Source organism: Primorskyibacter flagellatus, assembly GCF_014638275.1.
In the GTDB taxonomy this organism is placed as follows: domain Bacteria; phylum Pseudomonadota; class Alphaproteobacteria; order Rhodobacterales; family Rhodobacteraceae; genus Pseudooceanicola; species Pseudooceanicola flagellatus_A.
Genome location: NZ_BMFJ01000001.1, coordinates 2041229 through 2062387, shown reverse-complemented (window position 1 = coordinate 2062387; position 21159 = coordinate 2041229). Strand labels below are relative to the sequence as shown.

Below are 21159 nucleotides of genomic sequence, written 5' to 3'. Positions count from 1 at the left end.
CTTGAATGAGGTCCTGAAGGGACCGCTTCAAGCGAGAGCCAGGTTGGCAGCGGACTCGCGACCGTCACGACCAGCTTCGACGTCGAAAGTCACCTTCTGACCATCTTCGATACGGGTCAGACCCGCGCGTTCCACGGCGGATATATGCAGGAAGACATCCTTGCTGCCTGTTTCGGGCTCGATGAAGCCGAAACCTTTAGTTGCGTTGAACCATTTCACGGTGCCATTGGCCATATCCGTGTTCTCCAAAATAAGTGCTGCCCGCAGAATGCGGCAGCCCGGCACAGTCGGTCCTGATCGATCAACTGAGAGCCGTCTTGTCGGAGGCAGAGGTTCGAGAAGATAAACGTAAGCTCACCATATATGAGGGCGACCGTGCCTATTTGCAATGTCGATCTGCCTGACGGCCCAGATAAATCGCGACGCGCCATAGACTGAGCGACAGAAAACTAAACCACATCATCCTGCGTCAGCGGGGCTACCATGGACTCTTGAGGTACCGCTCGACACAGTTGGTCGCGACCATGCCATACTTATCGAAGAACGGAGTGCCCTTGTCCGCACTGACGCGACACAACGTGAGACCTGCGTGGGCCAGTGGCCGACATATGGTGTTCGCGCACGGTTTCGGGTGCGACCAGACGCTGTGGCGGTTTGTTGCGCCAAGCTTCGACAACGACTTCGGTGTGATGACCTTTGACGACGTGGGCGCAGCTGGGACGGATAAGTCTGCCTGTGATCGTGACCGTTACGCCTCATTGGCGGGATACGTCCGCGATGTGGTCCCAGTCAGTTCGCTGGTCGTGGTTGACGCGAAGGGCCACTGTCCGCATTTCAGCGCGCCGGAACAAATTGTCGCTGCCATGCGGGGTTTCCTCTGAATGCCTGCGGATGGCGAGGCGGCGCCGACCCGCGAACTGTTTGACAATGCGCCCTGCGGGTTCGTCCTGATCGACGAACTCGGTCAGGTGATGTCCGCGAACAGGACGCTGTCCGACTGGGTTGCCGTGGCGCCCGACGACTTCGCCGGGCAGCCTGTGACGTCGATCTTCAGCCATGCCAGCAGCGTCGTTTTCGAAACCAGCCTTCTGCCGCTCCTTCGACTGCAACAGGATGTCTCGGGGGTCAGTCTTGACCTTGCCGCAAAGGACGGAACCACAACCCCAGTGATGATGAGCGCAAATACCCACGGCGACGGGGTGTCCCGCATCACGTGCCTAGTTCTGGTCCAGGCCGCCGCGCGCCGTGAATACGAACGCGAACTTATCGACGCGCGTGCCTCAGCCGAGACCCGGCTGTCCGCAGAACAGGACCACGGCGAACTGCGCGAACAATTCGTGGCCGTTCTGGGCCATGACCTGCGAAACCCAGTGGCGTCGATGTCGTCGGCCATCCGGATGCTGTCTCGCGACCTCGATGAAGTGAAAAAAGCGGAACTGCTCCTTCTGATGCAGGGCAGCGTGCAGCGCATGTCGCGCCTGATCGACAACGTGCTGGATTTCGCCCGCAACCGACTGGGTGGCGGGATCGAACTGGACATAGGCAATGGCGACCTTGAAAGCGCGATCGTCCAGGCGGTGGAGGAACTGAAGTCCGTCGACCCGATGCGCGAGATAGAACTCGATTTGGCGATCACCGAACCGGTCAATTGCGACACATGGCGGATTGGCCAACTCGTTTCGAACCTGCTTGGCAATGCGCTCGTGCACGGCGACCCGGCGCACCCTGTGACGCTCGATGTAACGACACCAGAGCCCGGGCACCTTGAGATTGCCGTCTGCAACAATGGAGAGCCCATTCCGGCCGCGTCCATGGCAAAGTTGTTTGATCCGTTCGAGCGAAACGGCGCTGCCGGCAAGCAAGGGCTCGGTCTGGGCCTCTACATCGCCTCTGAAATCGCCAAGGCTCATGGTGGCACCATCGACGTCACATGCGATGAGATTATTTGCTTCACGTTCCGGATGCCTGGCAAGGCCCGTGAATAACGGGACGGAATCCCGGACAGACCCCATTGTTTGGACAGGGCCGATTGCTACGCGAAGCGGCATCTAAGAAAAAGACGTCTCATACACAAATGCTGGTTGGGCTCAGCATCAAAACGCTGTCGATCCAAACAACTTCACATTGTGGAGCGCCGATTCAGCATTAGGTCGCTAAAGCGTCTGGATGATGTTCTGGCCGACGGCCTTACATTCCGATCCTGACGGCATAGCGCACTTCTGCGTGGAGTATCCAGTTCCCCGGATCATCTTCGTTCCTCTGAGGACCCCGATACCCCAGGAAATACGCGTCCCCGGATTCATTTGGACGGCTCTCGGATGATGTCTGAACATCAAGGTAGTTGGCGATCAGCTTCCCTGCGTTGGTGAAGGCTCGATTGGCTGCCGCCCGAGATTTGTAACCGGCAGACCGAGCCAAACCAGCATCTGTCAATCCGTCATCGCCGGCCAGAGCCAGGGTTGTCAGCATTGCCCGTTGCGGGCGCGTCAAGGCGACCTGATCGAGCGCTTCAGCATATTCCTCATTGCTCGGGATCGAAATACCGGTCTGTGGGTCGACGCGACGATCTGCGCGTCGTCGGGTTTCTCGTGCATCGATGATGTCGTGCAGAGCGGCAATCGCCGCTTCCTCGGTCTCGCCTGTCGCTTCGGCAATCAGGCCGCGGGCGTTCGAAGGGGCTTTCGGAAAGGCACGGGCGACGAATTCGCCGGACATGTACCCGGACTTTACCTGGTAGCGACCGTGCTCTCCCCGTTGGATCGCAATTGTAGCGTCAGACGTTTTGGGGGCTGGTTTCTTTTTGGGTTTGTCCCTGAAAAGCTCGCGGCCGGTGGCCGTGCGTGCGTTGGTGCTGATAGGTTTCATGATGGCTTTCTCCGGGTAGGATGAATGGATCGTTGAACACGTGCAGGAATCACGCCGTCACACGTCGTGCTTCGGCGAACGTTACGAGCCGACGCTCGCTCTGGTCCCAGAGCGCAAGTCGCGCGCAGGCGAAGCTTTCCAGCAAAGTCACACGGTTCATAGTCGTGAGCGCGTCGTGGTCCCGAAGGACTTCGGGCAGACGGTAGAACGGGATCCGGCTTGCAAGATGGTGGACATGATGGACGCCGATGTTTCCCGAAAACCACCGCAGGATGGGTGGAAGGTCGTAGTATGAACTTCCCTTGAGGGCCGCTGTCTGGATGTCCCAATCACTATCATCACTCCAGGACGTGTGCTCGAACTGGTGCTGGATGTAGAAGAACCACATGCCAATCATCGCTGCGAGAAAAATCGTCGGAAAGAAGACAAGGACCACCGGTTGCCAGCCGCCGAACCAGACGACCGTGGTGAGGATTGCGGCAATAACAGCGTTAGTCGCCATGGCACTGAACCAGTATTTCCAACCGGACCGCATGAGGCCGACCGGGAGCCGGTTCTGAAGAAAGAAGATATAGAACGGCGCCACACCAAAGATAAACACCGGATGGCGGACAAGGCGATATAGGGCCCGATCAGGTCTGCTTTTCGCGCGATATTCTGCAACCGTCATGGTCGGAAGGTCGCCCATCCCGCGCCGGTCAAGGTTGCCTGTGGAGGCGTGGTGCACCGCGTGGGTCTGGCGCCAGACGTCATAGGGCGTGAGGGTTATCACGCCGATTGCGCGTCCAACCCATTTGCACAGCCGTTTGCTGTGAAAGAAAGAGCCATGACCGCAATCGTGCTGGATCATGAAGAGCCGCACAAGGAATGCCGCGTTGAACAGAGCGAGCAGCACAGTCAGCGCCGCGCTATAGGTCAAGGCCCACCAGGCAAGGGTCCATATGGCGAGAAGCGGAACAAGCGTCACGACCAGTTCACGGACGCTGCGCACTGTCCGGGGCTCGCGGTACCGTATCAGGATGCGCGACCACTGGTGTGCATCGTCAGGGATTTCGCGGTCGGAACGGGGTGTATCCACGGTGTCCGGGCGCTCGCGTTGGAGCGCCCGTTCTGCGTGGTCAAACAGCCGCGAGATTGATCGCGCTTTCGCGGCCGTCACGACCGGCCTCTACGTCGAAGGTCACCTTTTGCCCATCGGCAAGGCCGGTCAGGCCCGAGCGCTCGACGGCCGACATGTGGACGAAGACGTCCTTGCCGCCCGATTCCGGCTCGATGAAGCCGAAGCCTTTAGTTGTGTTGAACCATTTCACGGTGCCATTGGCCATATCCGTGGTCTCCTGTTCTGGATGCTGCCCGCACAATGCGGCAGCCCGGCAAAGTCAGACTGAGAGATCGACTGAAGCCGGAAGAACGGAAGCAGCGGGTCGCAGAGAAAAAACGTTAGCTCTTCTTACATGCGCCTTCGCAGAGCCGAATACAAGGGAAGCCTTGATGTTCAGAAATTTCCTTTCTTTTTGGGGCGGTGCTATTGACAAAACTTTCACGCAACCCCACTTGGAAAGTAACGTCATTGTTCTGCCGCGTGGGCAGGCGGCTTGTATAGCCGCACTTGGCCGTGACGAACCGTTTTCCCAAATCACGTAGGGGGGACCCCGCTATCGGCGGGACCCGATCCAATAATGTGACGGGTCACGTTGCCCCGGGACCGCCTGGGCTGACCCGGCATATCATGCGCTCGGCGGCGACCCCGGACCAACTGGTTCGCACAAGGATAACGTGAAGCCCCAATAACCCGAGCTTCGTGCAGGCCAAGTCTCAAGGCTCGACTGTCGTCGGGTGGCGTATGTCGGCCAAGTGGCGGCACTCAAGAGCATGGAAAAGGTGCTCGGAGTAGATATCGAAAACGCGGACATTCGTACCTCGAACTGCGCTGCCGATCTGCCGCCGCTGCTTACACTGAAACGGCGTTCCCGTCATCTCTCGCGTGGTGATGTGCAGCGGGAGCATGTTTGAGAAGTGGCTTCCGGCGTCTCTCGCGTCGGCGATCAGACCAAGCTGGACCGGCAGCCGACTGCGACCCGGACAAGCTCTCATAGCGATGCGGCGCTTTCTCCGCAGGAGGATATTCCATGAACACTCCCGAATGGCTCAAGCCTGGCATTTATGGTGCCGTGACGGGCGCGATCATTGTCGGCATCGTCGGCTTTACATGGGGCGGCTGGGTAACCGGCGGCACTGCGCAGGACATGGCGGAGAAGATGTCCCGCGACGACGTGGTTGCGGCCTTGGTCCCGGTCTGCCTCGATATCGCGCGGGCCGATCCCGAGCGCGGCACAAAGCTGGAGGCCATCCGAGACGCCTCAAGTTACCAGCGCCGGAATGTGGTGATGGAAGCCGGCTGGTCGACCGTCCCCGGAGCCGAAGCGCCGGATCGTGACATTGCTCAGGCCTGCCTCGCATCGCTCGACCTCGACGCTGTACCAGAGCAGGCCGAAGTACCGGCGGATGAAGGATGAAAGCCTTCGTCGCAAGGGCAATACCGCACATCACGCGCCACGGCTGGGCCGTGCTCGCAACGGGCTTCATGATCTCCATTCTGGGCTTTCAGGTCGTTGCACAGGACGGTGTCGGACCGATCCCGGAGAACGGACAGGAAAGAAGCTATGGCGAAGGCTGGGACTGCAAGCTTGGTTACAAAGTGAACGGCGCGGCTTGCGTCGCCATTGATATCCCGGACAATGCCTACGCAACTGGCCGGTCCTATGGTCCCGGGTGGGCGTGCAGGAGGGGTTACCAAAACGTCGGCACGACATCCTGCAAAGCCATACCTGTCCCCGAAAATGCCTTCCTTAGATCGTCAGGGCAGGACTGGCAGTGCGATCGCGGATATCGGGAGGATCGCGATGATTGCGTTGCGATCGTCTTGCCGGAGAACGCGTATCTGAACGAGGAGCCTTCGGGTTCCGGCTGGACATGCGACCGCGGTTTCACACCATCGGCCGACGCTTGCGTTCCAATTGCAGTTCCCGAGAACGGCTATCTTACCAATTCGGCATATGGCGCGGAATGGGCTTGCGAGAGGGGTTTCTTTGCTATCGACGACCGCTGCAACGCGGTGGTCCTGCCTGCGAATTCATTTCTCGACCCGGCCAGCTATGGCCCGGGATGGCGGTGCGAACGTGGATATGAAGCAAGGAACTCTGTTTGTGTCGCGATCAACCTTCCGGCGAACGCTCATCTTGATCGATCTGGCAACCGCTGGAGTTGTGACTCCGGGTTTCACCTTAAGAATGGGGAGTGCACCCTTGGACGATAGAAAACCTTCTGAATTTCACGACAACACGCCCGGCATACGCATGCGGATCGGCTGTCGGCTGCGGTATCAGCTGACACAGCCGACGCCATTGGTCGCCATGCTGAACGTGCACTATTCGCGCTTCGGCGATCTGGAGCGTGCCGATTATCTCGTAACCGACCCGAGCGTCCCGCTGGAAAGCTATCGCGACGGTTACGGAAACTGGTGCACGCGAATGGTGGCACCGGCGGGGGACTTCACCCTGACCACAGACGGAATATTCCGCGACACCGGGCTGCCTGATCCAGTAGCACCCGATGCCGCACAGCAAGCCGTCGAGGATCTGCCTTTCGATACGTTGGTCTATCTGCTTGGCAGTCGTTATTGCGATACCGATGTCCTGTCGGAAGAAGCGTGGCGCCTTTTCGAGGATACTCCGCCGGGCTGGGCGCGGGTTCAGGCGATCTGCGATTTCGTACATTTGTCGGTCTCATTTGACTACATGCAAGCCAGCGCGACCCGTACGGCGTCCCAGACCCTGTCCGGACGCCAGGGCGTGTGTCGGGATTTTGCCCATCTCGCCATCGCCTTCTGTCGATGCATGAATATCCCGGCACGCTACTGCACGGGATATCTGAGCGAATTTGGCCAGCCCGAGCCACACGCCCCTGACGATTTCGCAGCGTGGATGGAGGTCTTCCTCGGTGGCCGGTGGTGGGTCTTTGATCCACGAAACAACAGTCCTCGATTTGGTCGGATACTGATAGCGCGTGGCCGGGATGCTTCAGATGTTCCTCTGACCCAGACATTCGGACCCAGCACGTTGACGCATTTCGACGTCTGGACGTGGGATGCCAAGAATGACCCTGCCGAGGCTGCGCCGGGTTCCCGAAAATAGTCGGCGGCATGTTCACACCGGTTGTGCCGATGTTCCCAACTTCCGCTCGCAGGTCGACAGACCCGGTCGTGCATCCTTCCTGTCAACCCCAGCTAAAAGCCGTATTGGAGAATTGAGATGCCCGCCTGGATCAAGACAACTGCCGTTGTCCTCCAACCGTTTGAACTCCCGAGTTTCAACGAGACACTGCCGCCGGGTGAATATGAGATCGAGTCCGAACTGGTCGAGCCTTTTGACCAGATGGATCCTGGCACGTGGGCCTCGTCAGTGCTTGTGCGCCTGCATCCGAGAGCGTCACATCCTGGACTCAACCGAACCCTCGCAGTGCCACTTGCTGAGTTTGAAAGTGCTGTTGCCAAGGATAAACTGACTGGCAAGGCTCTTACGGACTTCTTCCTGGAAGAGATGCTGGCAGACCCGATGACCCATCTCGTCATGAAAGCGGACGGTGTAATCGAGGAAGAGCTACGCGATCTCTACTCGGCTCGCCCGCAGCAGAGGCAGAACCGCGCTGGCACAACGAGCCATCCCAAGGATTCGAGCGTATCAAAAGAGACGAGTGTAATTGGCCCACGTTATGGGAGCTGGCGTCCAGGGATCGGAGAATGAACTGGTCATACACAGGAAAATTGCCAATCCCATCACGCTCAGCCTTTCGGCAGAAATCGGAACGCTACCATGTGAGATGAACCGATCTATCTTCACGGTCGCAGGACTGCGGCTGAAAGACATGACGCAGAAAAGCGGCGCCGATCCGCCCATGGTCGGCTGCTTTCGGTGCCATCGGCGCAACCGCATCTGGAAAGCCTCGAAAACCAAATGCTTGCGGATCCCGCAAAGACATGGATCGAGGCCATGCAAAAGTGGCGATTTCTTCTCGAAAGATATTCTGCAACGTCCGGTGCCGATGATGAATGCATTCCAATTCTCATCAGGCGCGCCATTCGGGACATGGAGCGTCTTCGGAGATGCGAGGAGAGCGAGTGAAACATACGCCCGAAAACGCAGACCTTGAGACCGCAAAAGCGCGGGATGACATCGCGGCCAATCGACTTTGCCTCAATTGCCGCGCGAACTTCTGGAGTGAAGGGTTCGGCGAAAGGATATGTCCACACTGCAAAAGATCATCTGTCTGGCGCACCGCCGTGCCCAATTGTGGTGGATACGGGCGACGCCGATCCGGCGGACGGAAGTCTTAAGTCTCAGGGAAGCCATTTGTCACTATCACGCATAAGACCATATATTGATTTGATATTCCGGTTTCTCTCGGATCGCGCCAGCTGATCTTGCGTCCGCCGGAGACCCGGGATCTGATCTTGACGTCCTTCGACCTGTAGAACCATCCCAAGACGCGGGTCGACTGGTCTCACGAAGTAGTCGACAATGCGATCGCGAAGGCACACTTAGTTGCGACAAAAGAAGTGCTCACAATCCGTTCGCGCACTCTTGCTAACCTCTGCGTCCCTGTTGGCCGGTCTTTCCGATCACCGCCGCGGCCGAAACGTATCCCTTCCACCACGCTTGCGATGATCAGCCCTATCTCGGCGCAATGGCTATTCCGCAGTATTCCGACGAAACCAGACGTTTATACAACTGGCTGAGCGGAAGCGGTCGTTCGCAAAATGAAGGATGAAAGGCAGGTTGGGGCCGAAAAGCGACCCTATGATCCACTCCCGCCGCGACAAAACCTGCCACCCTGCTATAAACCCCAACCCACCAAAAAGGGGCCCCCGAGGGCCCCTTTCCGCATCACCGTATCTGTCCCGCTCTCAGACCTTCGCGCGGCGGCGCAGAAGGGCGAGCGATCCGACACCGGCCAGGATCAGCGGCAGGCCGGCGGGCAGGGGGACGGCAGGGGCGGAGGACTCTCCGTTGACGAGAAACGTGTCCAGCGTGAAGCGGACGTCCGGGTAGCCGGTCGGCGACGCGTCGTCGAAGGAGAGGTAGTTCAAGTCGCCGCCCACGGTGTCCGCCGCGAACAGGGCGAAGAGCTGGGCGGCCGTCGGGAACGTTTCGTCCGAGAGGACCGAGGTGTCGGTGCCGCCGATGGCGAACTGCATCACCACGGGCGCGTCCGTCCCGAAGGCCGAGGGGCCGGTGATCGAGGTGCCGGTGACGCGGAAGGTGTCCCGCTCCGGCGCGCTGGAGCCGGCGGCGACGTTGTCACGCACATCCGCCGTCGCCGATCCGGCGGTGAAGAGGTTGCCGTTGACCGTCAGGCTGAAGCTGGTGACCGAGGCCACCCCGGCCGTCACGTCCAGCATGATGTCGCCCGCGACGGAATCGCCGATGGCGTAGGGGCCGTAGGAGATCAGCGGGCTGTTGTCGGCTTCGTTGATGCTCGACACCGTACCGGTGTAGCTGAGCGCCACCGGGGCGGCCGTCGCGGCAATGGGAAGAAGGGCGGCGCAGGCCGCGAGCACATAGGTCTTCATGTCAATGTCCTGTCAAAAGGGTCGGTTCAATGTCGCGAAGGGTGACCAGCCGTCCGGACTGGGTCAACCCCGGAAACAATCGGAGGATGTATGCGCGGAAATTTGCCTGTCGGCCGGGGGGGTATGCAACGGGAACAGCGGCGTCTCCCCCGAAGGGGATACGCCGCATGTTCATCCGGTGAATTTTGGAGCGGGCGAGGCGATTCGAACGCCCGACCCTAACCTTGGCAAGGTTATGCTCTACCCCTGAGCTACGCCCGCTTCCTTGGGTAGGGGGGATTTATAAAGAACGCCGCCCGCCTGCAAGGGGGAATTTTGCGGAAGCGCGATTTTTCGTTGCGCGGGGTGGCGTGGGGCGTGTCTCGGCCATCCGGGGCAGTGACTGTCAAAGCCGTCATCCTCCGGTCAAGCCGGATGGTGACGGGGAGTTGGGGGCACAGATTGGCGGAGCGGAGGTGGCGGGTAGGATGGTGACGGGGAAATCGCCCATGCCGCGCCGTCCGGCTTGTGGAGGTCGCGCAACCGCCGGGCCGAAGCCGGTCTGACGTGGTCTGCGGTGTGCCTAAACGGAGCGCGTCAGAGCGGGCATGGATCGGGCTCTAACCCGCCGGGTCGGTGCCCGCTGGCGGAAGACGGTGGGAGGAGGCTGGCACAGCCCTTCACCCCGCTGCCGTCCCTATTCCAGCTCGATCAGCAGATCCTTCGCGTCGATCTGCGCACCCGCCGATACATGCACGGCCTTCACCACACCGGCGCGGTCGGCGTGCAGGCCGGTCTCCATCTTCATGGCCTCGATGGTGAGCAGCAGGTCGCCCTCCTTCACCTGCGCCCCAGCCGCCACGGCGAGCGAGGCGACAACCCCGGGCATCGGCGCGGCGACGTGGCCCGCATTCGCCGGGTCGGCCTTGGGGCGCGCGGCCTTCGCGCCGGTTGCCTTGCGGTCGGGCACGCGGATCACGCGGGGCTGGCCGTTCAGTTCGAAGAACACCCGGACCTCGCCGTCGTCCTGCGTGTCGCCGACGGTGACGAGCCGGATCTCCAGCGTCTTGCCGGGGTCGATTTCCGCCGTGATCTCCTCCCCCGGCTGCATGCCGTAGAAGAAGGTCAGCGTCGGAAGGCAGCGCACGGGACCGTAGATCGCGTGACGCGCGCCGTAATCCTGAAAGACCTTGGGATACATCAGGTAGCCGTTGAGATCCTCGTCGTCGATGTCGACCCCGTCGAGCGCTGCGCTGATCTCGGCCCGCTTCGCCTCAAGGTCGACGGGGGGCAGGTGCTTGCCCGGGCGTTCGAGGTTCGGCGCCTCTCCCTTCAGGGCCTTCTTCACGATGGCATCCGGGAAGCCGCCCGGCGGCTGGCCGAGGTTGCCGCGCATCATGTCGATGACGGAATCGGGGAAGGAGACCTCCTTCGCCGGATCCTCGACCTCTGCCCGCGTGAGGCCCTGCGAGACCATCATCAGCGCCATGTCCCCGACCACCTTGGAGGAAGGCGTGACCTTCACGATGTCGCCGAACATCTGGTTGACCTCGGCATAGGTCTCGGCCACCTCGTGCCAGCGTTCTTCCAGCCCCATGGAGCGGGCCTGCGCCTTGAGGTTGGTGAACTGGCCGCCGGGCATTTCGTGCAGGTAGACCTCGGAGGCAGGGGCCTGCATGCCGGATTCAAACGCCGCGTACTGGCCGCGCACCGCTTCGAAATAGTCCGAAAGTCGCCGCACCTCGGCAATATCCAGCCCCGGATCGCGTTCGGACCCCTTCAGCGCCTCGACGATGGAGCCCATGGTCGGCTGCGAGGTGTTGCCCGAGAAGCTGTCGAGCGCGCAGTCCACGATATCGACGCCCGCATCCACCGCCGCCAGGATGGTCGCCCCGCCGATGCCCGACGTGTCGTGGGTGTGGAAGTGGACGGGCAGACCGACCTCCTCCTTCAGCGCCTTGATGAGGATCCGCGCGCCGGCCGGTTTCAGCAGCCCGGCCATGTCCTTGAGCCCGAGGATATGCGCGCCCGCCGCCTTCAGCTCTTTCCCCATGGCGACATAGTACTTCAGGTCGTACTTGGCCCGCGCCGGGTCCAGCAGGTCGCCGGTGTAACAAACGGCGCCCTCACAGATTTTCCCCGATTCAACTACGGCATCCATCGCCACGCGCATGTTTTCGACCCAGTTCAGCGAGTCGAAGACCCGGAACACGTCGATGCCCGTCTCCGCCGCCTGACGGACGAATTCCTGCACCACGTTGTCGGGATAGTTGGTATATCCGACACCGTTCGATCCGCGCAGCAGCATCTGGGTCATGATGTTCGGCATGGCCTTGCGGATGTCGCGCAGCCGCTGCCAGGGGCATTCCTGCAGGAACCGGTAGGCCACGTCGAAGGTCGCCCCGCCCCAGCATTCCACCGAGAACAGGGGCGAGAGGTTCGCCGCATAGGCCGGCGCCGCGCGGATCATGTCGATCGACCGCATCCGGGTGGCCAGAAGCGACTGGTGCCCGTCGCGCATGGTGGTGTCGGTGATGAGAACGCGGGTCTGTTTCTCAAGCCACTCCACCACGCCCTTCGGCCCCTTGCTGTCAAGCAGCGTGCGTGTGCCGACCGTGGCATCGCCATGCGGCGGCGGGGCGAGGGGGGTCTTGTACCCTTCGGCGGGTTTCACGCGGCCCGCGGTTTCCGGATGGCCGTTCACGGTGATGTCCGCGATATAGGTCAGAACCTTGGTGCCGCGGTCGAGCCTCGGGGCGAAGTCGAAGAGCTCGGGCGTCGTGTCGATGAACTTGGTGGTGTACTGGTTCGACAGGAACGTCGGGTGCTTGAGCAGGTTCTCGACAAAGGCGATGTTCGTGCTGACGCCCCGGATACGGAATTCGCGCAGCGCCCGGTCCATCCGCGAGATCGCCTTTTCCGGCGTCTGCGCCCAGGCCGTGACCTTGACCAGAAGCGAGTCGTAGTAGCGCGTGATGACGCCGCCCGCATAGGCCGTGCCGCCGTCGAGCCGGATCCCCATGCCGGTGGCGGACCGGTAGGCCGTCAGCCGCCCGTAGTCGGGGATGAAGTTGTTCTGCGGATCCTCGGTCGTGATCCGGGTCTGCAAGGCGTGGCCGTGCAAGGTGATGTCGCCCTGGGAGGGCTTTCCGGTCGCCTCCGCCAGCGTCTTGCCCTCGGCAATCAGGATCTGGGCCTGCACGATGTCGATGCCGGTCACCTCTTCGGTGACGGTGTGTTCGACCTGCACGCGGGGGTTCACCTCGATGAAGTAGAACTGCTCCGTATCCATATCCATCAGGAATTCGACGGTGCCGGCGCATTCGTAATTCACATGGGCGCAGATCTTGCGGCCCAGTTCGCAGATCTCCGCCCGCTGAGCGTCGGTCAGATAGGGGGCGGGCGCGCGTTCGACGACCTTCTGGTTGCGGCGCTGGACGGAACAGTCCCGCTCGAACAGGTGGTAGATGTTGCCCGCCTTGTCGCCGAGGATCTGCACCTCAACATGACGTGCGCGCAGGATCATCTTTTCGAGGTAGCCCTCGCCGTTGCCAAAGGCGGCCTCGGCCTCGCGCCGGCCCTCCAGCACCTTTTCCTTCAACTCCTTCGGGCCGTTGATCGGGCGCATGCCGCGCCCGCCGCCGCCCCAGGACGCCTTGAGCATCAGCGGATAGCCGATCTCCCCGGCCTCCTGCGCGATGGCGTCGAAATCGTCGCCGAGCACCTCGGTCGCCGGGATCACCGGCACCCCGGCCTCCACCGCCACGCGGCGGGCGGAGGCCTTGTCGCCAAGCGCACGCATCGTCGCGGCCTTCGGCCCGATGAAGGTGATGCCCGCCGCGTCGCAGGCATCCACGAAATCGGGGTTTTCCGACAGCAGACCATAGCCGGGGTGGATCGCATCCGCGCCCGACATCTTGGCCACGCGGATGATTTCCGGGATGGAGAGATAGGCCGCCACGGGGCCCAGCCCCTCGCCGATCCGGTAGGCCTCGTCCGCCTTGAAACGGTGGAGGCCGAGCTTGTCCTCCTCCGCGTAGACGGCGACGGTCTTTTTCCCCATCTCGTTTGCGGCGCGCATGATGCGGATCGCGATCTCGCCACGGTTTGCAATGAGGATCTTTTCAAAATCGGCCATGGGATAGTCTCCATAGGGCATATTCCGCATAGCAAACGACATGCCGCGTCGCAGCGCAAGGGGCGAATTTGCGAAGTGCAAACTGCCGGGTCTGCGGATTGCGAAACGTGCAAAGTCGGGGCGCTGCCCCAGGCGCGTGCCGCGCCTCCCCCGGGATATTTCGGGCAAGATGAAGGAGGTCAGGCCTTTGCAGCGACCTTGTCCCACAGGCGGTCGCGGACCTCGACCGGGCGGGTGAGGCCCATCTGGACCATGCCGGATGTCACGTCCTCGGTCAGGATATGCGTCACATGCGCCACCCCGGCCTTGCCGAAGGCCGCGACGCCCCAGAGCCAGGGCCGGCCGAGCATCACGAAGTCCGCGCCAAGCGCGATGGCTCGCAGCACGTCGAGGCCCGACTCGATCGCGCCGTCGTAGATCACCGGGTAGTCGGGCCCGACGGCGGCGCGCACCAGCGGCAGGGCGGTCGCGGAACCCGGAGGCCCGTCAAATTGCCGCCCGCCATGGTTGGACACCCACACCGCGTCAAAGCCGAGATCGCGCAGCATCACCGCGTCAGACGGCACGAGCACCCCCTTGGCGATGATCGGGCCGTCCCACATCTCTCTGAGTTTGTGGTAAAGATCGACATCCGGCGCCGCATGCGGAGCCAGCCCGACATGCCGGGCCGGCTCGTGGGCGGAAGCGTATTTCGCCAGGCCCCGCACCGTGGGCGTGCCCGCCCTGGCCACCGCCAGAGCCCAGGCCGGGCGCTGCATCGAATGCCACATCAGCCGCGGTGTGATCGACGGCGGCGTGCGCAGCCCGCCGCGCCGCTGCCGTTCCCGCCGCGAGGGGCCGGGCACGTCAACCGTGAGGATCAGCGTGTGGAACCCCGCCGCCTTCGCGCGGGCCAGCAGGTCTTCGCAATGCGCGGGTTCCGCCGGCGGGTAGAGCTGGAACCAGCCCCGGTCGCCCACATGCGGCGCCAGATCCTCGACAGAGGCAGCGGCAACCGTGGACAGCCCGAACGGCAGCCCCTGCGCGACGCAGTGCTGCGCCAGGGTGATCTCTGCCCCCGGCCAGAACAGTCCGGTCATGCCGACCGGAGAGACCCCCCAGGGGCGGGTATAGCTGCGCCCGAGCAGCGTCGTCCCCAGGTCCGGCACGGTGCGCCCCTTCAGCACCGCCGGGGCCAGCACCACGTCATCCAGAGCGGCGCGCGACCGACGGATGGCCATGTCGCCGCCCGTGCCGCTGTCGAGGTATTCCCACGCGAAATGCGGCAACCGGCGTCTGGCGCGTGCCTTGAGGTCGGCGAGAGTCGGGTAGTCGAGATCGAGTTCCATTTCGCGGCGACAGTGTCCTGCCGCCGGAGCCTTGGCAAGAGCAACCGTATGGGCCCCGGCAGTCCGCCCTGAACCCGGACATATCAGCCGATTCGTGTGAACAAGCCGTGAACATGCCCTTCCGTTCCGGTCCGGGACAGGCTATCCTTGCGCGCATGAGCAGCCATGACGAACACGACGCCTTCGAGGGCGCCTCGCTCTCCGCCCGTGCGATGGCGGCGGGCATGTCGGCCCGCGCCACGCCCTACCTCGACGACCTGAACCCCGCGCAGCGCGAGGCGGTGGAGGCGATGGACGGCCCGGTGCTGATGCTCGCTGGGGCCGGCACGGGCAAGACCAAGGCGCTGACCGCGCGCATCGTGCACCTGCTCAACACCGGGCGCGCGCGGCCGAACGAAATCCTCGCCGTGACATTTACCAACAAGGCCGCGAAGGAGATGAAGAACCGCGTCTCCCGCATGCTTGGTGCGCCGGTCGAAGGCATGCCGTGGCTGGGCACGTTCCACGCGATCTGTGTCAAGCTGCTGCGCCGTCATGCGGAACTGGTCGGGTTGAAATCCAACTTCACCATCCTCGACACCGACGACCAGATTCGCCTGCTGAAACAGGTGATCGCCGCCAACGATATCGACGAAAAGCGATGGCCCGCCCGTCAGCTGGCAGGCATTATCGACCACTGGAAGAACCGCGCCTGGACGCCGTCGAACGTGCCGAACGCGGAGGCCTCGGCCTTCAACAACCGCGGGACGGAACTGTACGACCAGTATCAGCGCCGCCTGCTGGAGCTGAACGCGACCGATTTCGGCGACCTGTTGCTGCACGTGGTCACGATCTTCCAGACGCATCCGGACGTGCTGGAGCAGTATCAGCGCTGGTTCAGATACATCCTCGTCGACGAATACCAGGATACCAACGTCGCCCAGTATCTCTGGCTGCGGCTGCTGGCCGGGGCGCACAAGAACATCTGCTGCGTCGGCGACGACGACCAGTCCATCTATGGCTGGCGGGGTGCAGAAGTGGGCAACATCCTGCGGTTTGAAAAGGATTTTCCCGGAGCCAAGGTTGTCCGGCTGGAGCAGAATTACCGGTCGACCGAACATATCCTTGCCGCCGCCGCCGGGGTGATCCGCGGCAACGAGGGGCGGCTTGGAAAGGAGCTGTGGACCGAGGCGGAGGGCGGCGAGAAGGTCCGCCTGATCGGCCATTGGGACGGCGAGGAAGAGGCCCGCTGGATCGGAGAGGAGATCGAGGCGACCCAGAAGGGCACGCGAGGAATGGCGCCCAAGTCGCTGGACTCCATGGCGATCCTCGTCCGGGCCTCGCATCAGATGCGGGCGTTCGAGGACCGGTTCCTTACCATCGGTTTACCTTACCGCGTGATCGGCGGACCGCGTTTCTACGAGCGGCTGGAGATCCGCGATGCCATGGCCTATTTCCGGCTGGTCGTGTCGCCGTCCGATGACCTCGCCTTTGAACGGATCGTCAATACTCCCAAACGGGGTCTTGGTGACAAGAAACAGCAGGATATTCAGGTCATTGCGCGCCGCAACGGAGTCCCGCTGATCGAAGGTGCGCGCATCCTGCTGGCCGAGGGCGGCATCACCGGCAAGGGCGCGGGCGAATTGCGCGCGCTGGTCGACAACCTCGACCGGTGGAGCCGGATGACGGGCCATGCCGACGTCTCTCACATCGAACTCGCCGAGATGATCCTGGACGAGAGCGGCTACACGACGATGTGGCAGAATGACAAGACGCCCGAAGCGCCCGGCCGGCTGGAGAACCTGAAGGAACTGGTGAAGGCACTTGAGAACTTTGACAATCTCCAGGGCTTTCTCGAACACGTCAGCCTTATCATGGATAACGAAACCGACGAGGCCGGTGCGAAAGTGTCAATCATGACCCTGCACGCCGCCAAGGGTCTGGAGTTTCCGGTCGTCTTCCTTCCGGGCTGGGAGGATGGTCTGTTCCCCTCGCAGCGCTCCATGGACGAAAGCGGACTGAAGGGGCTGGAGGAGGAACGCAGGCTTGCCTATGTCGGCATCACCCGGGCGGAGGAAGTCTGCACGATCTCCTTCGCGGGCAACCGGCGGGTGTTCGGGCAATGGCAGTCGCAGCTGCCGTCGCGCTTCATCGACGAACTGCCGCAGGAGCATGTGGAGGTGCTGACCCCGCCGGGCCTGTATGGCGGTGGCTACGGCGCAGCCGCGCCGGGGTTCGAAGGCATAACTTCCACGATAGATCAGAAGGTTGCGCAGACGAACGTCTACAACTCTCCGGGCTGGCAAAGGATGCAGGCGCGCGCGGGCAATCGCCCCGTCAGCCAGCCGCGCGAGACCCGCAGCCAGGTGATCGACCTTGAGGCGGTCAGCGCCTACACCGTCGGCGACCGGGTGTTTCACCAGAAGTTCGGCTACGGCGCAGTGACCGGGATCGAGGGTGACAAGCTGGATATCGACTTTGAAAAGGCCGGGTCCAAAAAGGTCGTCGCCAAGTTCGTGATGGCGAGCAACGACGTGCCCTTCTGAACGAAAAAGGCCGCCCCCGGGAGGACGGCCGTTCCTGTCTGTCCGGCCATTCAGACCAGTTTGCGCATCCGACGCCGCCGCAGCGCCGCGATCCCGCCAAGGCCACCGACCAGCAGCAGGCTGGCCGCGGGCAGGGGAACCGCCGGCGCACCGGTCATCGCCTGGCTGCCGTAGAAGGAATAGGTCCCGCCGTTGTTGTCCGTCGCGACGCCGAACAGGGTCGAGGCAGGGATGGCTTCGATGAAGAAGAACAGGCTGGCGGAAGCGCCGGGATCAAGGAACCGGCCGTCTTCAGCGTAATAGTAATAACCATAGGGTTCGTCGGGCGTCAGCACGTTGCTGGAGTCCCCGAACGTCATTTCCGGCGTCACATAGTAGTAGCCGCCGCCATAGATTTCGCCGTCCGGATAGCTCGGGTCGAGCGAGACGGACCAGTTGTAGCTGGCGAGCAGGACCGGGCTCCAGTAGCCGGCGTATTCGCCGTTGGAGAATTCGGGCGTCCCGCCGGATTCGGAAAGTGCGACCTCTCCGACGCTGAGAATCCCGTAGTAGGGGTTCGTTGCGCCGAAGCCCGTCAGGTAGAGGTTCGTGGTGTTGTTGTAGATCGTGTAGGCCCCGCCGCCGGGGATTTCGGACTCTACCAGATAGAACGCATCCATGGTCGGATCGATCAGGTCTGCACCGCTGGTCGTGTCGACATAGGTCTGGAAAGACGGGATCGCGACGACGTCGGCAAGGGAGGGAAGGGCAAATGCGGCAAACGCCGCAGCAAGGGCAATGGTCTTCATGGTCACCTCGTAAATGGAATGTATCTGTATGACGTGAGTTTATCCAAAGTGACCGTTATATCAAGAAATAGTGAACCCATGCCCGCGCAATAAAATACCGCGGCGCCAGAGGGCTGGCGCCGCGGTTCGATTAAACCGGTTCCTCAGTGGAGGGTCCGGTGCAGGCGGCGGCGGTGCAGCGCGGCAAGGCTGCCGAACCCGGCGAGCAGCAGCAGCAGCGGTGCCGGCAGCGGAACGGAGCTGACCGGGCCGCCGACGATGAAGGCGTAGGTATTGCCCGCGTCGTCACCCGCGACGCCGAAGAAGACGGAATGCGGCGCCGCTTCGATGAAGCCGAAGCCGCTGGCACTGAGCCCCGGATAAAGCAGATCGGCGTCGCTGACCTGGAAGTAATAGGCGATCGGCTCTGCATCCGTCAGGATATTGCCGAAGGGCCCGAACAGCTGCGCAGCCGACTGGGTGTTTCCGTCGTAGTAATAGCCGCCGTCGTAGAGGTAGTCATCGGTCCAGAGCCAGCTGTCGAGGATGGAGACCGTCCAGAGTTCGTTATCCCCCTGGCTGACGCTGTAGGTCGGCAGGCCGTAGGAAAAGCGGTCGTCCGGGTTCTCCGGGTTGTCGATGTAGGGCAGGCCGAAGAAGTTGGTCACGCCGAACCCGATCAGCGACAGGTTCGTGGTGTTGTTGTGGACCACGTAGCGGCCACCGTCTTCGGTCGGGATTTCTTCGAACCAGAACGGTGTGTGGTTCGCGTCGATCACCGTCGCGGAGACGCCGTTTTCGCTCCTGGTGACGACAAAGTCACTGGGGGCCGAAACGGCAAGGGCGGACACAGGGAAAGAGAACGCAGCCAGAGCTGCGCAGAGCATTAATTTGTTCATTATAACCTCGGAAAGGTAAACTGGAAATCAGTGCGCGACCCATATCCTGACTCTTGGATTAATCAAGAGGGATCGAGGGGCGGAAATGCGGAGATGAGAACTTTTTTGCCTGTGACGCTGAGACAGCCCCGGAAACAGAAAAAACCGCGACGCCAGGGAGGAGGAGAGGCGCCGCGGTTCGTTTAACGTCGACCCAGGGAGGAGGAGAGGGCCGCCGTATCTGGTAGTGCAGTCCCGGCGACCCCAGGGAGGAGGAGAGGGGCCGCCGGTCTTGCTGTCACCGAACCCAGGGAGGAGGAGAGGGCCCGGTGCATCTCTTTGCGGAGCGACTTACCCGGCTCCGGGGATAGGTGCGACGACATCAGGGAGGAGGAGAGATGCCGTCGCTGGTTTCAGTCGGCCCAGGGAGGAGGAGAGGGCCTTCCGAACTGTAAAACTCAGACGTTCCGGTAGGCTTCTTCGTGTGCCAGGGAACGGATCATGGAGCGGTGCAGGCCCAGGTCGCGGAGCTCGCGGTCGGACAGGGCAGAGAGCTCCGCCACACATTTCCGGTAAGCCGCGTATTGGGTGTAGCGCTCGGTCAGACCTGCCACGATACGCGAGAACAGGCCGGAGTGGGCCACTGCTGCGGTGCGGGTTTCGGTCATCATCGTCATTTGGTAGTGCCTTTCGAGTGTGCCGTGTCGGGCCGGATTGCCCTGCGGCGTCGTGTTGAGATGAAGATACGGTTTTTCTGCGCTTGCACAACGTCCGATGCTGCAACGCAGCTATGCAGCGGATGCAACTGAAGGAGCGGCCAGCAAGTTGTTGGTTTTCAACAGTGTTGGCGGACCGTGATGAAATCTTAATCTGCGTGGATTTTCCGAAAGGACAATTGACGCCACGTTACCGGGGGCTGTGGCATGGGTGGCACTCCCATATTTAGTGGTCTAGACAGGAATCGCATACCGATCGGAGCCGTGCCATGAGCGACCTCAGGACCTCAGTTGTTGCTGCGCTGCAGCGAATGGAGCTTCCCGACGGCGGAACCCTGGTCAGCCGGGACATGATCCGCGCCCTCAGTGCTGAAAACGGTGTCGTGCGCTTCGTGATCGAAGCGCCGTCGCCCGAGATGGCGCGCCAGATGTCGACCCTGCGCCAGATCGTGGAGAACGCGGTGCGCGCGCTGCCCGGCGTCTCTGAGGTAAGCGTCGTGCTTACCGCGCATCAGCAGGAACGCCCGCCGCAAATCAAGGTCGGTGGCCACCCGACGCCGCAGGCAGGGCCGATGAAGCCCTCGGGTGTGGACCGGATCCTGGCAATCGCCTCGGGCAAGGGCGGGGTGGGCAAATCCACCGTTTCCTCCAACCTCGCCGTGGCGCTGGCGAAACAGGGGCGGCGGGTCGGTCTGCTGGACGCTGATATATACGGTCCCTCGCAGCCACGGATGATGGGCGCCTCCGGCCGTCCGGCGTCGGCCGACGGCAAGATCATCGAACCGCTGCGCGCCCACGGCGTCACGCTCATGTCCATCGGCTTCATGATGGAGGAGGGCAAGGCCGTGGTCTGGCGCGGTCCGATGCTTATGGGGGCGCTGCAGCAGATGCTTGGGCAGGTGAACTGGGGCGAACTTGACGTGCTGATCGTCGACCTGCCTCCGGGCACCGGGGACGTGCAGCTGACATTGTGCCAGCGGTCCGAGGTCACCGGCGCGCTGGTGGTGTCGACGCCGCAGGACGTGGCGCTGATCGACGCGCGCAAGGCCATCGACATGTTCGCCACGCTGAAGACCCCGGTGCTGGGGCTGATCGAGAACATGTCGATGTTCGTCTGCCCCTCCTGCGGGGCGGAGCACGCGATCTTCGGCCACGGCGGAGTGAAGGCGGAGGCTGAGAGGATGGGCGTGCCGTTGCTGGCGCAGCTTCCGATCGACCTCGACACCCGGCTTGGCGGGGACGCGGGCACCCCGGTCGCTGCCGGGGACGGTCCGATGGCCGAGGCCTATGCACGGCTGGCCGAGGGTCTGGTGCGTGGCGGACTGGCCTGAGGCC

Annotated in this window: 18 protein-coding genes and 1 tRNA gene; 8 read left to right on the top strand and 11 right to left on the bottom strand. The window is 62.4% G+C overall.

The features are described 5' to 3' along the window. Window positions 1-27: 27 nt before the first annotated feature. Window positions 28-234, bottom strand: coding sequence for a cold-shock protein (locus tag IEV87_RS10195; protein WP_188477580.1), 207 nt, complete (start codon window positions 232-234; stop codon window positions 28-30). A gap of 374 nt (window positions 235-608) precedes the next feature. Between IEV87_RS10195 and IEV87_RS10190 the strand changes: the two genes are divergently transcribed. Together IEV87_RS10190 and IEV87_RS10185 are read left to right on the top strand one after the other, a co-directional pair. After that, on the top strand, window positions 609-881 hold the full coding sequence (locus IEV87_RS10190; RefSeq protein ID WP_188477579.1) for a hypothetical protein: 273 nt from the start codon (window positions 609-611) through the stop codon (window positions 879-881). Further along, a complete protein-coding gene (locus tag IEV87_RS10185; protein WP_188477578.1) occupies window positions 882-1985 on the top strand; it encodes a sensor histidine kinase in 1104 nt (367 codons plus the stop codon). 202 nt (window positions 1986-2187) lie between these two features. Here IEV87_RS10185 and IEV87_RS10180 read toward each other — a convergent pair whose 3' ends face one another. The 3 genes from IEV87_RS10180 to IEV87_RS10170 are packed head-to-tail and all read right to left on the bottom strand — an operon-like array spanning window position 2188 to window position 4190. Further along, a complete protein-coding gene (locus IEV87_RS10180; RefSeq protein ID WP_188477577.1) occupies window positions 2188-2865 on the bottom strand; it encodes a hypothetical protein in 678 nt (225 codons plus the stop codon). A gap of 49 nt (window positions 2866-2914) precedes the next feature. Further along, on the bottom strand, window positions 2915-4024 hold the full coding sequence (locus IEV87_RS10175; RefSeq protein ID WP_308419890.1) for a fatty acid desaturase: 1110 nt from the start codon (window positions 4022-4024) through the stop codon (window positions 2915-2917). Next, the gene (locus IEV87_RS10170) at window positions 3984-4190 is read right to left on the bottom strand and encodes a cold-shock protein (RefSeq protein WP_188477576.1); all 207 of its coding nucleotides are present in this window, start codon (window positions 4188-4190) and stop codon (window positions 3984-3986) included. Before IEV87_RS10170 ends, IEV87_RS10175 begins: the two co-directional genes overlap by 41 nt. Window positions 4191-4994: 804 nt before the next feature. On the opposite strand from IEV87_RS10170, the gene IEV87_RS10165 reads away from it, so the two are divergent. The 4 genes from IEV87_RS10165 (at window position 4995) to IEV87_RS10150 (ending at window position 7667) form a co-directional block, all read left to right on the top strand. Further along, window positions 4995-5381, top strand: coding sequence for a hypothetical protein (locus IEV87_RS10165; protein WP_188477575.1), 387 nt, complete (start codon window positions 4995-4997; stop codon window positions 5379-5381). Continuing rightward, window positions 5378-6181: a hypothetical protein gene (locus IEV87_RS10160; protein WP_188477574.1), complete on the top strand. Its 804-nt coding sequence runs from the start codon at window positions 5378-5380 to the stop codon at window positions 6179-6181. Before IEV87_RS10165 ends, IEV87_RS10160 begins: the two co-directional genes overlap by 4 nt. A gap of 34 nt (window positions 6182-6215) precedes the next feature. Beyond that, window positions 6216-7058 carry a transglutaminase-like domain-containing protein gene (locus IEV87_RS10155; protein ID WP_188478400.1) on the top strand — a complete coding sequence of 281 codons (843 nt, stop codon included), beginning with the start codon at window positions 6216-6218 and terminating at the stop codon, window positions 7056-7058. 117 nt (window positions 7059-7175) lie between these two features. Then, complete coding sequence (locus IEV87_RS10150; protein WP_188477573.1) at window positions 7176-7667, top strand: hypothetical protein; 492 nt, start codon at window positions 7176-7178, stop codon at window positions 7665-7667. A gap of 1160 nt (window positions 7668-8827) precedes the next feature. On the opposite strand, the gene IEV87_RS10145 is transcribed toward IEV87_RS10150, so the two are convergent. The 4 genes from IEV87_RS10145 to IEV87_RS10130 all read right to left on the bottom strand — a co-directional run bounded on the left by IEV87_RS10145 (window position 8828) and on the right by IEV87_RS10130 (window position 14938). Further along, window positions 8828-9493, bottom strand: coding sequence for a VPLPA-CTERM sorting domain-containing protein (locus tag IEV87_RS10145; protein WP_188477572.1), 666 nt, complete (start codon window positions 9491-9493; stop codon window positions 8828-8830). Between the two features lie 186 nt (window positions 9494-9679). Beyond that, window positions 9680-9754, bottom strand: a tRNA-Gly gene (locus IEV87_RS10140). 415 nt (window positions 9755-10169) lie between these two features. After that, the gene (locus IEV87_RS10135) at window positions 10170-13610 is read right to left on the bottom strand and encodes a pyruvate carboxylase (protein ID WP_188477571.1); all 3441 of its coding nucleotides are present in this window, start codon (window positions 13608-13610) and stop codon (window positions 10170-10172) included. 179 nt (window positions 13611-13789) lie between these two features. Continuing rightward, entirely contained in the window at window positions 13790-14938 is a 1149-nt protein-coding gene (locus IEV87_RS10130; RefSeq protein WP_188477570.1) for an alpha-hydroxy acid oxidase, read from the bottom strand. Between the two features lie 155 nt (window positions 14939-15093). On the opposite strand from IEV87_RS10130, the gene IEV87_RS10125 reads away from it, so the two are divergent. Continuing rightward, window positions 15094-17463, top strand: coding sequence for an ATP-dependent helicase (locus tag IEV87_RS10125; protein WP_188477569.1), 2370 nt, complete (start codon window positions 15094-15096; stop codon window positions 17461-17463). Between the two features lie 50 nt (window positions 17464-17513). Here the strand turns inward: IEV87_RS10125 and IEV87_RS10120 are convergent, their stop codons facing one another. The 3 genes from IEV87_RS10120 to IEV87_RS10110 form a co-directional block, all read right to left on the bottom strand. Beyond that, window positions 17514-18251 (bottom strand): VPLPA-CTERM sorting domain-containing protein, encoded by a 738-nt coding sequence (locus IEV87_RS10120; protein ID WP_229737516.1) that lies wholly within the window; start codon window positions 18249-18251, stop codon window positions 17514-17516. A gap of 143 nt (window positions 18252-18394) precedes the next feature. Next, complete coding sequence (locus IEV87_RS10115; protein WP_188477568.1) at window positions 18395-19129, bottom strand: hypothetical protein; 735 nt, start codon at window positions 19127-19129, stop codon at window positions 18395-18397. A 437-nt stretch (window positions 19130-19566) separates the two neighbouring features. Continuing rightward, window positions 19567-19785 (bottom strand): DUF1127 domain-containing protein, encoded by a 219-nt coding sequence (locus IEV87_RS10110; RefSeq protein WP_188477567.1) that lies wholly within the window; start codon window positions 19783-19785, stop codon window positions 19567-19569. A 308-nt stretch (window positions 19786-20093) separates the two neighbouring features. Between IEV87_RS10110 and IEV87_RS10105 the strand changes: the two genes are divergently transcribed. Beyond that, window positions 20094-21155: an Mrp/NBP35 family ATP-binding protein gene (locus tag IEV87_RS10105; RefSeq protein ID WP_188477566.1), complete on the top strand. Its 1062-nt coding sequence runs from the start codon at window positions 20094-20096 to the stop codon at window positions 21153-21155. The last annotated feature ends 4 nt before the right edge of the window (window positions 21156-21159 follow it).

Coding starts and splice junctions, on each gene's coding strand:
- IEV87_RS10195 (WP_188477580.1), bottom strand. CDS start 234: ATGGCCAATGGCACCGTGAAATGGTTCAACGCAACTAAAGGTTTCGGC.
- IEV87_RS10190 (WP_188477579.1), top strand. CDS start 609: ATGGTGTTCGCGCACGGTTTCGGGTGCGACCAGACGCTGTGGCGGTTT.
- IEV87_RS10185 (WP_188477578.1), top strand. CDS start 882: ATGCCTGCGGATGGCGAGGCGGCGCCGACCCGCGAACTGTTTGACAAT.
- IEV87_RS10180 (WP_188477577.1), bottom strand. CDS start 2,865: ATGAAACCTATCAGCACCAACGCACGCACGGCCACCGGCCGCGAGCTT.
- IEV87_RS10170 (WP_188477576.1), bottom strand. CDS start 4,190: ATGGCCAATGGCACCGTGAAATGGTTCAACACAACTAAAGGCTTCGGC.
- IEV87_RS10165 (WP_188477575.1), top strand. CDS start 4,995: ATGAACACTCCCGAATGGCTCAAGCCTGGCATTTATGGTGCCGTGACG.
- IEV87_RS10160 (WP_188477574.1), top strand. CDS start 5,378: ATGAAAGCCTTCGTCGCAAGGGCAATACCGCACATCACGCGCCACGGC.
- IEV87_RS10150 (WP_188477573.1), top strand. CDS start 7,176: ATGCCCGCCTGGATCAAGACAACTGCCGTTGTCCTCCAACCGTTTGAA.
- IEV87_RS10145 (WP_188477572.1), bottom strand. CDS start 9,493: ATGAAGACCTATGTGCTCGCGGCCTGCGCCGCCCTTCTTCCCATTGCC.
- IEV87_RS10135 (WP_188477571.1), bottom strand. CDS start 13,610: ATGGCCGATTTTGAAAAGATCCTCATTGCAAACCGTGGCGAGATCGCG.
- IEV87_RS10130 (WP_188477570.1), bottom strand. CDS start 14,938: ATGGAACTCGATCTCGACTACCCGACTCTCGCCGACCTCAAGGCACGC.
- IEV87_RS10125 (WP_188477569.1), top strand. CDS start 15,094: ATGAGCAGCCATGACGAACACGACGCCTTCGAGGGCGCCTCGCTCTCC.
- IEV87_RS10120 (WP_229737516.1), bottom strand. CDS start 18,251: ATGAAGACCATTGCCCTTGCTGCGGCGTTTGCCGCATTTGCCCTTCCC.
- IEV87_RS10115 (WP_188477568.1), bottom strand. CDS start 19,129: ATGAACAAATTAATGCTCTGCGCAGCTCTGGCTGCGTTCTCTTTCCCT.
- IEV87_RS10110 (WP_188477567.1), bottom strand. CDS start 19,785: ATGACGATGATGACCGAAACCCGCACCGCAGCAGTGGCCCACTCCGGC.
- IEV87_RS10105 (WP_188477566.1), top strand. CDS start 20,094: ATGAGCGACCTCAGGACCTCAGTTGTTGCTGCGCTGCAGCGAATGGAG.